The organism is Okeania sp. KiyG1, assembly GCF_014132355.1.
Lineage (GTDB): Bacteria > Cyanobacteriota > Cyanobacteriia > Cyanobacteriales > Microcoleaceae > Okeania.
This window is the reverse complement of sequence record NZ_BLZO01000028.1, coordinates 1-13,373: the sequence shown is the minus strand read 5'-3', so window position 1 is coordinate 13,373 and position 13,373 is coordinate 1. Positions and strand designations below refer to the sequence as shown.

The following is a 13,373-nucleotide window of genomic DNA, read 5'->3' as shown; positions in this document are numbered from 1 at the left end:
CCGCTTTTAAACCAGCTTCGGAGATTGATGTTCAGTCTCTACTCCGTGGTCTATGCTTTCTACCCAACAACAAGGCGGAGGAATTTCACCTCGAAGGATATAAGAGTTATTCACAAGTCGAGGTTTCCCTCATGTGTTGACTTGGAACGGCCATTTATACCTAGTTTCCTGGTTTAGTGGCCAACGAGTCGCACTTCACGGGTATGAGCTGCTCCACCACCCTTAATGAGATTTTTCTGTGGGTCAACTTCATCAGCACCATCAATGGCAATATCCATGTGGTCAACTTCATCGAGGGTCGTTAATGGTACGCCATGCTGTTTAGCTAATACGTTTGACTGAAAGGAGGTAGGGATACCTTTAATATCTTTGAGCTGGCCACTTTGCAGACGTTCCCCCAAAAACTGAATCATATAGGCAGCGGTCGATCCTGTGCCTAACCCCACTATCATTCCAGACTTTACTCGGTCAGCAGCAGCTTTGCCGACTTGCTGTTTCATTAATTTAGTGGGGTCTTGTTCTGTTATCATATCTTAATACTCCAAATCGAATTATTAGCACTGTTTAACTTAGCTAAACTAATTGGCAGGTTAAAGTCAAGTATACTTTTTTCTCTATTGCTACAAATACCATGATAATTGAATGGCTTCAATTCAAGATTGAAGAGAGTTTAAAAGAAAAATTTCTCCAAAAAGATCGAGAAATTTGGACATCTTTCTTAGCTTTACAAATGGGTTTTTTAAAAAAAGAAGTCTGGCTTGATAGCTACAGAGGTAATGAAGTTATTATCGTAGTTTATTGGGAGAGTCGAGAGCAATGGAAGTCTATGTCACAAGTTTTATTACAAGAAACTGAATCTAAGTTTAGGGAAGTACTTGGGATGGAAAATTACTCATTGTTAGACTCTAGAGAATATGAAGTTGAAGTGACGTACCCACACGGCCCACATTTGCTTTCAGTGTAGAGTTTTGATGTTTGTAGAATGACAAAACCTAGGCAAAAACATCCTAAAAAAAAAGCACTAATTACAGTAGGGAATGCCCAGATGAACTTATTCTAGTTATTGCCAAGAATTAACAAAAAATCAAGTGCAGTCTCAAGTATTACCCCTATAAGGGTTTACCATGAAAATGTTAGCTGAAAATTATTTCAATACAGCCAATCAACTAAAAGATTCTGGACAACTTTATACAGCGATGGTTGCTTATCAAAAAGTTTTAACTATTAAACCAGACTATGTTGAAGCTTACAAGAAGTTAGCTGAAGTATATTTGCTACAAGGTAATTTTGATGCAGCGATTTCCACTTGCAAAGAAGCAGTTAAAATTCAACCAGATTTTGCTTCTGCTTATTTGACTTTAGGGAATATTTTTCAAAGTCAAAATTTATTTGAACAGGCAATTAATACTTACGAGCGGGCGTTAAATATTCAACCAGATTTTGCACAAGTTTATGCTAATCTTGGCAGTGTTTATTATAAACAAAGACAGTTTAATTTAGCTATTTTCAATTATCAAAAAGCTTTAGAGATTAATCCAAAGTTGGCATCTGTGCAGTTGATGTTAGGAAATGTATTTGCTCATATAGGGGAATTTGATCGGGCAGTTTATTGTTATCAAAAGTTGCAGCAACTTAAACCAGAAGAGCCTAAAGCTTATTTCAAGTTAGCAGAGGTATTTGCTCTATATACAAATCTTGAACCAGCTTTTGATTATTATCAAAAATCTTTATCTATTAAACCAAATTATCGAGAGGCTTTTAGTGATTTATATAAGTTGCTAAAGCCTGAGACTACTGAGCAAGAATTGGATATTTTATTCGCAGATTGGCAAGATTTTGCATTGGTAAATAATCATAATATAGAGAGATATCTTGATTCAGTAATTCAGGTTGAAGAAGGAAGAAGGAAGAAGGAAGAGGGAAGAAGGAAGAGGGAAGAAGGAAGAGGGAAGAAGGAAGAGGGAAGAAGGAAAAAGTGGATGTGGAATCAAACCCCAAACAATTATAAATACTCTGTAGAGGACGGGGGATTAAACTCAAAAGAAAAAGATAAATCAAGTCAATATCTAGAACAGGAAAAATTCACAGCAGAGCAAAATCGAGAAATTATTGAGTCTGATGAAGACTATGAAATTCAAGCTACTACTTTTAATCTAATTCCAGAGCAAACATTTGAAGCTTTAGAGAAAAATACTGATAATTTATACAGTCTAAATCAAGGAGAAAAAAATCAGGAACACCTCAGTCAAGGTAAGACCTTTGAAAACCAAGAATTAGAAACAGAAACATATCTAGATTCAGTAATTCAGCATCAATCAAGTCAATATCTAGAACAGGAAAAATTCACAGCAGAGCAAAATCGAGAAATTATTGAGTCTGATGAAGACCATGAAATTAAAACGGCTAATTTAAATCTAATTCCAGAGCAAACATTTGAAGCTTTAGAGAAAAATACTGATAATTTATCTAGTCTAAACCAAGGAGAAAAACATCAGGAAAACCTCAGTCAAGGTAAGACCTTTGAAAACCAAGAATTAGAAACAGAAAAATATCTAGATTCAGTAATTCAGCATCAATCAAGTCAATATCTAGAACAGGAAAAATTCACAGTAGAGCAAAATCGAGAAATTATTGAATCTGATGAAGGCCATGAAATTCAAGCTACTACTTTCAATCTAATTCCAGAGCAAAAATTTGAGAGGAGCGAGAATAATACCGAGAATTTGCACGGTCTAAATCAAGTAAAGAAAAATCAGGAAAACCTCAGTCAAGGTGAAACCTTTGAAAACCAAGAATTAGAAACAGAAACATATCTAGATTCAGTAATTCAGCATCAATCAAGTCAATATCTAGAACAGGAAAAATTCACAGCAGAACAAAATAGAGAAATTATTGAATCTGATGAAGGCCATGAAATTCAAGCTACTACTTTCAATCTAATTCCAGAGCAAAAATTTGAGAGGAGCGAGAATAATACCGAGAATTTGCACGGTCTAAATCAAGTAAAGAAAAATCAGGAAAACCTCAGTCAAGGTAAAACCTTTGAAAACCAAGAATTAGAAACAGAAAAATATCTATATTCAGTAATTCAGCATCAATCAAGTCAATATCTAGAACAGGAAAAATTCACAGTAGAGCAAAATCGAGAAATTATTGAGTCTGATGAAGACTATGAAATTCAAGCTACTACTTTTAATCTAATTCCAGAGCAAACATTTGAAGCTTTAGAGAAAAATACTGATAATTTATCCAGTCTAAATCAAGGAGAAAAAAATCAGGAACACCTCAGTCAAGGTAAGACCTTTGAAAACCAAGAATTAGAAACAGAAACATATCTAGATTCAGTAATTCAGCATCAATCAAGTCAATATCTAGAACAGGAAAAATTCACAGCAGAGCAAAATCGAGAAATTATTGAGTCTGATGAAGACCATGAAATTAAAACGGCTAATTTAAATCTAATTCCAGAGCAAACATTTGAAGCTTTAGAGAAAAATACTGATAATTTATCTAGTCTAAACCAAGGAGAAAAAAATCAGGAAAACCTCAGTCAAGGTAAGACCTTTGAAAACCAAGAATTAGAAACAGAAAAATATCTATATTCAGTAATTCAGCATCAATCAAGTCAATATCTAGAACAGGAAAAATTCACAGTAGGGCAAAATCGAGAAATTATTGAGTCTGATGAGGAAAATGGAATTAAAACTGCTAATTTAAATCTAATTCCAGAGCAAAAATTTGAGAGGAGCGAGAATAATACCGAGAATTTGCCCGGTCTAAGTCAAGTCAATAAAAATCAAGATAAATTTATTCAAGGTAAAACCTTTGAAAACCAAGAATTAGAAACAGAAAAATATCTAGATTCAGTAATTCAGCATCAATCAAGTCAATATCTAGAACAGGAAAAATTCACAGCAGAGCAAAATCGAGAAATTATTGAGTCTGATGAGGAAAATGGAATTAAAACTGCTAATTTAAATCTAATTCCAGAGCAAAAATTTGAGAGGAGCGAGAATAATACCGAGAATTTGCCCGGTCTAAGTCAAGTCAATAAAAATCAAGATAAATTTATTCAAGGTAAGACCTTTGAAAACCAAGAATTAGAAACAGAAAAATATCTAGATTCAGTAATTCAGCATCAATCAAGTCAATATCTAGAACAGGAAAAATTCACAGTAGAGCAAAATCGAGAAATTATTGAATCTGATGAAGGCCATGAAATTCAAGCTACTACTTTCAATCTAATTCCAGAGCAAAAATTTGAGAGGAGCGAGAATAATACCGAGAATTTGCCCGGTCTAAATCAAGTAAAGAAAAATCAGGAAAACCTCAGTAAAGGTAAAACCTTTGAAAACCAAGAATTAGAAACAGAAAAATATCTAGATTCAGTAATTCAGTATCAATCAAGTCAATATCTAGAACAGGAAAAATTCACAGCAGAACAAAATCGAGAAATTATTGAATCTGATGAAGACTATGAAATTCAAGCTACTACTTTTAATCTAATTCCAGAGCAAACATTTGAAGCTTTAGAGAAAAATACTGATAATTTATCTAGTCTAAATCAAGGAGAAAAAAATCAGGAAAATCTCAGTAAAGGTAAGACCTTTGAAAACCAAGAATTAGAAACAGAATTTCCCAAAAAACTCTTAAAATATCCCGCAGCAGAAACTTATAGAAATCAAGCCGATATTGCTCTCGGACAAGGAAATTTAGCAGTAGCGATCGCTCGCTGTAAAGAAGCTTTAAAAATTCAACCGGATTATGCTCCATGTTATGTTACTTTAGGAAATGCTTTTTATAGACAAAATAATTTAGCAGCAGCTTTGTCTGCTTATAATCGAGCATTAGAAATTGAGCCGGAAGTTGCAGAAGTTTATGGAAATGTGGGTAGTGTCTATTTGCAGTTAGGTCAATATAAACAAGCATTGTTTTATTATCAAAAGGCTGTTTATTTAAAACCTGGTTTGGCTGGTGTTTATTGGAATATTGGTAAACTATTTCAATATTTAGGAAAGGTTGATGAAGCTCTGGAATATTGGGAAAAAGCATTAGAAATTCAACCAGATATAGTAGAGGCAGATTTTCACTTTAAATTAGGCAATACCCTAGTTAAAATGAGTAGAATTAACGACGCAGTTAGAAGTTATCAAAGAGCTATTAATCTCAAACCAGATTATACCGAAGCTTATAGTAATCTAGCTAATATTTTAGGTAAACAAGGAGATAGAGAAGCAGTAATAAAATATTATCAGAAAGCATTAAGTATTAATCCAGAACTGAAACACTTACATGAAAAAATAGCTAATAATTTATTGCTGAAAGGAGACTATGACCAGGCAATATTTCATTATCAGGAAGCAATCAAATATAATTCTAACTCCTATGATGCTTATGCCAATTTAGGAACAGCACTTTCCAATAAAGGATTATTAGAATCAGCACTAGAAAAATATCATAAAGCATTAGAACTTAAACCAAACTGGGCAGAAGTATATTCTCGCATCGGACATATTATTAAACAAGAAAAAATGGAAGAAGCGATCGCTTTATTTGAAAAAGCTATCGAAGTTAAACCACAATTTGTGGAAGCTCATCAACAATTATGCGATTTACTCAGTCATACAACTAAACTTGCCCATGCTAGAAAAGCAGCCGATAATTTTTGTAATTCTTGTGGAGAAATAGCTCCTATTCTTTCAGGAACTGCCTTTTTATTTGCCTATTTTCAATCTGGAGTAAGTGGTATGGCAAACTCCAAACTTTCAGAAGTAGAAAAAAATTGTTATCAAAGCTGTGAAACCTTCAGCGAACTAGAAATAAAACTACTCTATGAAATTTTCTTATTTGCCGTACCTCACCTCCGGGATAACTTAGAAGGAAATTCTAAATTTTACAAATTAATAGCCAAACAATATTATCAAAATAGAGTCAAAAACTATCAAACTCCAAAAACTCATATTTCTACTTCCCAACCTCTAAAAATAGGATTCCTTTCCAAACATTTTCGTCGTCATTCAGTAGGTTGGTGTAGCGAAGCCTTAATTCGAGAATTATCTCAAATTACACCTTACATTCATCTATATATTACAGGTCCGTTGAAGCGAGATGATATTACTCAAAAATTTGAACAAATGTCTGTCAAAACCTATTGGCCGAAAAAGTATCCTAATGGGTTTCCATCCTATGAAGAAATTGTCGAACAAATATTAGAAGACAAGTTAGATGTAGTAGTAGATTTAGATTCAATGACATTACCTGTAAATGTACATATTATCCATGAAAAACCTGCGCCAGTCTGTGTTTCTTGGCTAGGTTTTGATGCACCTTATATTTCTGAAAATAATTATTTTTTATGTGACTGGTATACCCACCCTGAAGGAAGAGAAAAATATTATTTAGAAAAGTTAGTTAGATTACCAGAAACATCTGTAGCTGTGGGTGGGTTTGATAGTCATTTGGTTGATAGAAATACTGCTAGAAATAGTATCGGTATTGACTCAGATAAAATGGTTTATTTGTGTATAGCACCGGGGCGAAAAACTAACCCAGAAATGGTACGCGCTCAATTAAAAATTTTGCAACATACACCAGAAAGTATATTAATTCGTAAAGGTCAAGGAGACGTAGATGTAATTTATCAAACTTATCGTCAAGAATCTGAAAATTTAGGGGTAGACTTTAATCGAATTATCTTTTTAGGGCAAACTCAAACAGAAGAAGAACATCGAGCAATTTATCAGATAGCAGATGTTTTATTAGATTCTTATCCCTACAATGGAGGTACTCATAATTTGGAAGCTTTATGGGCAAATTTACCAATAATAACTAGAGCTGGCGAACAATATTTATCTCGGATGGGTTACTCATTTTTGCAGAATGTAAATTTGGATATAGGAGTAGCTTGGAGTTGGGAAGAATATACAGAATGGGGAATTAAATTAGGTAAAGATTTAGGTTTAAGAAATTCGGTGCGGGAGCATTTACAAAATTCAAAAAATCCAGATAATTTAGCGCCTTTATGGAATCCTAAAAAATTGGCAAAACAGATGTATCAGATATTTGTTGAACTTTTGGTGTAAGCATTCAGCAGTCAGCTATCAGCTATCAGCTATGAGTTATTAATTCATTATCTTGATTCATTATCTTGGAAGAAGAAATTAGTATTCAAGGAGAATGAAAAATTATGTTTGCGCAGTATTCCGTAGGAAATGAAATAGTACTTGCTAACCTTGGTCATTGCTTAATTATTTCTTTCAAATGCTGATAGCTGAATGCTTACCTTTTGGTTTCGTCGGATAGATTTTTGAAAAAATAGTAATGGTAGAAGTAATACCATTTCTCAAAAACTTTTCTACATTTTGTTGAGCAGGGGACCCACCCTCGCCCTAACCCTCCCAGGAGGGGAAGTAGGGAGTGGGGGAGTAGGGGAGTAGGGGAGAAGTAAGAATAATTAACATTAACTAGGCTATTATTAGCAAAAAGGTGATTCTACCTGTTTTGATTAATTAATAACTGAAGTATTGCCCAAGTATAGCGTTACTTTTAGGAATTGCTATATAAGAAGGAAGAAGAAAGAAGGAAGAAGGCTTTAGTTATCTAGGATAGAAGAGGTAAATATTGTTCTTAAAATATGTGAGCATTCAGCTCTTCCTGCGGAATGCGCTTGCATTCAGCTTTTTAATGAATGAAGCAAACACTTGCTTAACTTCTACTACATTTTTAAAAAAAGAATTGAAGCACAAGAACAACTAGCTTAAATTGTCCACTAAAGGTAATAAAGCTGTTTGCGCAGCATGACCTAGGAATAGCTGATAGCTGACCGCTGTTTGCGCAGCATTCCGCAGGAAATGCTTACTAAAATATTTCATAAATCATTCCCGATCGCTATATTTCAATAAAAATAAATTAAATTATGAATCAACCGTTATTTCCCAGACAGTTAGAATTATTTTCTGTTGACAAATCAGAAAATTACAATTATCGAACACCTACTTTTTCTGATAATTTATCCCTTCCCATTCATAGATGGTTTCGTTATTCAGCAGGATTCTCTGCAAATTGGGTAAAAGAATTAATCCAAATAGAAAAAGTGAAAGGTAGACAAAAAATTATCGACCCATTTGTAGGTTCTGGAACTACACTTTTAGCTGCCGAACTTTGTAACGTTGAAGCAATTGGAATTGAAGCTCATCCTTTTGTTACCCGTATTGCTCAAGCTAAACTTTATTGGAGAGAAAATTATCAAGATTTTAGAAGTTATGCAATGGAGATTTTGGCAAATGCTAAAATTATTTACCAAAAAGAAAATATCAAAAATTTTGACGATTATCCAAGTTTAATTCATAAATGCTTTCCTCCTCTAATTTTATCCAAGTTAGATAGTTTGTTAAAAGCATGGAAAAATACTGAAGATAATAGCTATTTTTCTCAACTTTCATGGTTAGCACTAAATGCAATTTTAAGAGAATGTTCTCCTGTGGGAACTGCTCAGTGGCAATATGTTTTACCTAAAAAAAATAAAGCTAAAATCGTTGACCCTTACGAAGCATTTTTAGCTAAGATTTACTTGATGAGTAGCGACATGGCTAAACAACAGCAATATCAATTAAATAAGAGAGCAATATTATATTGTGAAGATGCTAGAAAATGTAATTCAGTTAATAGTAAATGGGCAGATTTAGTCATCACTTCACCTCCCTATGCTAATAACTATGATTATGCAGATGCTACTAGACTAGAAATGAGTTTTTTTGGGGAAATTAATAATTGGGGAGATTTACAAACTGCTGTTCGTCAATATCTAATTCATTCTTGTACTCAGCATATTTCTGGCTTAAATAAAGAGATTGATAATATCCTTGCTCAACATAAACTTTTGCCAATTTATCAAGAAATTACTGAGACTTGTAAGTTATTAGCTAATGAAAGAAAAAATCATGGAGGTAAGAAACCATATCATACTATGATTGCTGCTTATTTCAGTGATATGGCTGAAGTTTGGATAGCTTTGCGACGGCTAACTCAGGAAGGTTGTCTAGTTTGTTTTATAATAGGAAATTCTGCCCCTTATGGTATATATGTTCCAGTGGATAAATGGTTGGGTAAACTAGCTATTTCCGCTGGATTTAAGTCTTATAAATTTGAAAAAATTAGAGATAGAAATGTGAAATGGAAAACCGTAAACATAGGGTTCCACTTCACGAAGGAATTCTTTGGGTTGAGGGATAATATGGCTAAGTCTCCATCATATCAATTTGGACAAATTATTGGTGATGTTTTAGAAATATCTATTGAATCTCTATTGGAAAATTTTGTTAGAGAACATAATCTTTATTTAGATAAAAAGGGTTCTCGATTGGCAAGAAAAGGAAAAAAAGTTAGTTGGATAGACTTATACGGAAATCAGCATGATTTAGATTTTGTGTTAGAAAATGGAGGCAGCGATACACAGATAGGAACACCAGTGGCATTTATAGAAACTGCTTGGCGTCGCTACACAAAGCATTCTAGAAACAAAGCACAAGAAATTCAGGGAGCTATTCTACCACTGGTTGCTACTCATCAAAATGCTGCTCCATTTATTGGAGTAATTTTAGCTGGATGTTTTACTGAAAATTCTTTAAATCAGTTAAATTCCCTTGGGTTTACTATAGCTTACTTCCCTTATAACACCATTATTCAAGCATTTGAATTTGTTGGTATTAATGCCTACTTTGATGAGAAAACTCCTGATGCTGAGTTTGCTGAAAAAGTTAGTAGTTGTCAAACTTTGTCTAGAGAAAATTATACGAATATTGCTAATAAGTTGGTTGAGTTAAATTCAGATGTAGTTGCAAAATTTATCAACCAACTTAGGCACTATGTTACTAGAAAAATTACTTCTATTAAAGTTTTGCCACTACATGGAAATATGTTTGAGTACAATTCAGTAAAAGATGCTATTGAATTTATAGAAAGATATCAAGGCGACTCAGGTTTACAACCATTAGTAAAATACGAAATTCAGGTTAATTACAATACAGGCGATCAGATTAAAGGACAATTTACAGATAAGCAAAACGCCATTAAATTTCTACGCACTTATCAACTTCCTGACTTACGACCTATTATTGATTAAATTCAATAGAATGAAGAGCGCTATAACTAAAACGTCTTAGTTATCAGATTTTAGATCGAGCTTTGAGCGATCGCCTCCTGAGCAAACTATATATTTGGACTTAACTACAACGTGCAACATTTAACCTACTCAAATCAGTCAAATCAACTAATCAGAGCATAGTATAGCATCACCTTTAACAGTGAAGGCAGTTGCCTGCAAAGCACGAATCATAATGTTTCGTGCGCCATTTATATCTCTAGGAATTACGGCCTTACATTCAGGACACCTGAAAACTTTTGCGCCTCCAAGTAAGTAATGAACATGACCACAATTACTACAAGTTTTTGAAGTATAGGATTCATTACAACGAACAACAATTACTCCTTTGCGATTTGATGCTTGAATCAAATGTTGTGCAAATTTGTAATGACTCCACGAGAGCATATTTCTGACCGACTTACGATTAATTTTTCTAGCTTGTTTTAGCACCATATTTGATGTTTCAAAAGTAGGTAGAAATATTAATTTATAGCTATTGACAAGCAATGATGTAGTTTTATTATGCAAATCCTTAACTATTGCTTGAATCTTAGCTCTCATTCGGTCGGCAGCTTTTCTCATTTTGTATCTTTGACGTTTTGACGAGGACGACATTCTACTGATTAAATTGTCAAGGTGCGAACACAATCTATTAATACGTCCGATATCTCCCTTGCCAATTTCTAAAATATTTTCTCCATCAAAACCAGTTAAAAATGTTCTATTTCCTGGGTCTAAAGCAATTACTCTATTACTGCCAGTAGGTAATATTTCCACAAATTGAGGAAAACAAGCAAACCATTTACCACGCTGATAAACTAACTCTGTACCATATATGGATTCAAGTGGTATTGGTTCAGCAGCTTTAAAACTTAAACCTTTAGTTTTTCTGGGATACCAAGTACCATGTTTATAGTTGCCTACTTTAAATTGAATAGTTTGAGACTTAGCACGACAAGATTTAAACTTAGCTTCCCCACCATTTTTTCTGGCTTGTCTATAAGCGTCAAATGCCTCCTCACAAGCTTCCTGTTTTTGATGTCCTGGTAACTCAAAGACCCAATCAGGAAACTTATCATTAGCACGACACACTTTCTGTAAATCACCTTTAAATCCTGCTTTCAATTGTTCTAACGCCCAATTGTAAACCCTGCGATATGCTGCTAACCATTGTTTCCACAATTTATGTAAATCCCGCTCAGGATATACCCTGATTTTCTTGACACTGTTGGGCGAAATCTTGTTCGACTTTTTGGTGTGAGCATGGCGGGATGTCTTCTTGTAAGGCTTGTTGGACTTGCTTTTTGTATTTTCTGAGTCCGTAAAGCCTTGCACTGAAGCAATGGACGATGGACAACATATCTTGAACGAGTTCCTGTTCTTTTGAGAGCTTGTTTTCATGGAGAACCAAGAGTTCACACTCATGCTTTTCGCATAGCCATTTAACCAGTTCAAATCCTCAGCTAACAAATCTGTCTGGGTAGGCCACCACAAGCTTGTAGATATGGCCTGTGAGAACTCTGTCCAAAATGGAGAGGAATTTTTTCCTCCTAAAATTGAGTTCCGATCCAAACTCTGATATATGTTCTGCTGTTGGAAAGTTTGAGTGCCAAAATTCAATTTGTCTGTCAAGATCATCTCGTTGGGAATGAATCGAGACCCCTGCATAGAGAACAATTCTAACTGTACTGGTGAGAGGAGTAATAATTAACGACAACAGGCGATTCCTTCACTGACTATTACTTTAACTCAAACGTCTTAGTTAAATTTTGATTACAGCTAATTAAGTAGCGTTAGTAAATAGTAATTGATTTACAGTTTAGTTCTGTAGGCATCTTGCCCGCTAGTAGTTTACCTGACTAAGATAAAATTAGCTATGACTCAATATTATTGCTTTATTATTACTTTTCAAAATTCAACTTACTGCTAACTTTTCACAACTCTCCTAAAAGACGAACATACTCTTTAGCAGTCTCTTTCCAAGTCCAATGAGAAAAGCGTTGATCTATTTCTTCAGCAGATAACTTATTCCGAGGATTAAGAATAAATTTTTCCATACAATTTGCTAAAGCATCCACATCACCAACCGGGAAAAAATCTACCATATCCCCACAATTATAAAGCTCTACCTGCTCTCGAAAAACTTCTAAATCTGACACAATAGCAGGTATTCCTCTAACAACTGACTCTGATAAAGCTAAACCAAAACCTTCATACTTAGAAGGAAAAACTACACAGGAACATTTCCGATACCATTTTTCTACCTCTTCATCGGAACAATATCCTAACCCCTCAAAATATTCCTGCATTATATTCTGATTATTCTGAGATATTTCCTGACATTGATTCAAATAATCAATATACTCTTGACTATTAGCTTGCTGAGATAAACTAATCTTTCCAGCAATCAAATTATCTGTTTCTTTACCAATCAAAACTATTTTAAACTTCAGATTTTTTGAGCAAGTTTAATACCAGCTTTTAGCAAAGTTAAGTGGTCTTTATAAACACCAAAAGAAGAAGGCAAATAAAATATTGGTAATTCATCATTAGATTCATGGGAATTTTCTGCTAAATCCAATAATCTTTGTGAAGCATTTGACTTAGTTGGAAAACCTGATATTGGTACAGCTTTTATTTTGCCACTAAATTCAGGAAAAACCGAGAGAATATCCTTTCGTGTTTTTTCAGAAATAGTAAAAACAATATTGACCTTTTTCAACCATTCCAATAAACTTAAATCGTATTCATTAACATAAGATTCTGGATAAGTTAGTGGTGAAAATCTCCAGAACATATCATGGGTGATAATCGTTAAAGGAATATCAAGATTGGGTGGATTTAATCTATTAGCCAGAAAGTACAAACAATGAGTAGCTTGATAACGACTAGCTAAATATTTGATACTAAACTCAGTCTGATATTTACGACGGAGACGCTTAAAAAATTTTTAACTTTTTGTGCCTTAACATTAGCTGACAAAGACGAAAACTTATTAATTAAAGAAAGTATTCGAGATTGTAATGATTTAGGAGGTAATATAAATGATTCGTATTTAATTATTGGAGATTGAGGCAACTTTTCTTGAAAATGAGGAATATCTTTTTTTGCAAAATTAATATTATTTCCTCTACTTCGTCAATTTCAATCCATTCCTCTATTGTTCCACAAATTACCCGTTCTATTCCACCTTGACGATAAAATTCTATAGGAAGTATAAGTTTCATAGTTG

The 13,373-nt window shown here is 33.8% G+C and carries 6 protein-coding genes and 1 pseudogene; 3 read left to right on the top strand and 4 right to left on the bottom strand.

All coding sequences use genetic code 11. From position 1 onward, the window contains the following. Nucleotides 1–194: 194 nt before the first annotated feature. Nucleotides 195–530 (bottom strand): annotated as a pseudogene (gene rpiA, locus SAGCYANO_RS03840) (ribose 5-phosphate isomerase A); the annotation flags it as partial. A 101-nt stretch (nt 531–631) separates the two neighbouring features. Between rpiA and SAGCYANO_RS03835 the strand changes: the two are divergent. The 3 genes from SAGCYANO_RS03835 to SAGCYANO_RS03820 all read left to right on the top strand — a co-directional run bounded on the left by SAGCYANO_RS03835 (nt 632) and on the right by SAGCYANO_RS03820 (nt 10,120). Then, the gene (locus SAGCYANO_RS03835) at nt 632–964 is read left to right on the top strand and encodes a TIGR03792 family protein (RefSeq protein WP_202218871.1); all 333 of its coding nucleotides are present in this window, start codon (nt 632–634) and stop codon (nt 962–964) included. A 166-nt stretch (nt 965–1,130) separates the two neighbouring features. Beyond that, a complete protein-coding gene (locus tag SAGCYANO_RS43950) occupies nt 1,131–7,082 on the top strand; it encodes a tetratricopeptide repeat protein (protein ID WP_237395724.1) in 5,952 nt (1,983 codons plus the stop codon). A gap of 833 nt (nt 7,083–7,915) precedes the next feature. Further along, nucleotides 7,916–10,120 carry a DNA methyltransferase gene (locus SAGCYANO_RS03820; RefSeq protein ID WP_202218870.1) on the top strand — a complete coding sequence of 735 codons (2,205 nt, stop codon included), beginning with the start codon at nt 7,916–7,918 and terminating at the stop codon, nt 10,118–10,120. Between the two features lie 147 nt (nt 10,121–10,267). Here SAGCYANO_RS03820 and SAGCYANO_RS03815 read toward each other — a convergent pair whose 3' ends face one another. From SAGCYANO_RS03815 to SAGCYANO_RS03805, 3 genes are all read right to left on the bottom strand, one after another. Beyond that, complete coding sequence (locus SAGCYANO_RS03815) at nt 10,268–11,323, bottom strand: transposase (RefSeq protein WP_237395723.1); 1,056 nt, start codon at nt 11,321–11,323, stop codon at nt 10,268–10,270. A gap of 752 nt (nt 11,324–12,075) precedes the next feature. After that, nucleotides 12,076–12,576 (bottom strand): glycosyltransferase, encoded by a 501-nt coding sequence (locus SAGCYANO_RS03810; protein ID WP_202218869.1) that lies wholly within the window; start codon nt 12,574–12,576, stop codon nt 12,076–12,078. A 14-nt stretch (nt 12,577–12,590) separates the two neighbouring features. After that, nucleotides 12,591–13,007: a hypothetical protein gene (locus SAGCYANO_RS03805; protein ID WP_202218868.1), complete on the bottom strand. Its 417-nt coding sequence runs from the start codon at nt 13,005–13,007 to the stop codon at nt 12,591–12,593. Between the last annotated feature and the right edge of the window lie 366 nt (nt 13,008–13,373).

Excerpts from the sequence above, each read along its gene's own strand:
- SAGCYANO_RS03835 (WP_202218871.1), top strand. The coding sequence starts at position 632 with ATGATAATTGAATGGCTTCAATTCAAGATTGAAGAGAGTTTAAAAGAA.
- SAGCYANO_RS43950 (WP_237395724.1), top strand. The coding sequence starts at position 1,131 with ATGTTAGCTGAAAATTATTTCAATACAGCCAATCAACTAAAAGATTCT.
- SAGCYANO_RS03820 (WP_202218870.1), top strand. The coding sequence starts at position 7,916 with ATGAATCAACCGTTATTTCCCAGACAGTTAGAATTATTTTCTGTTGAC.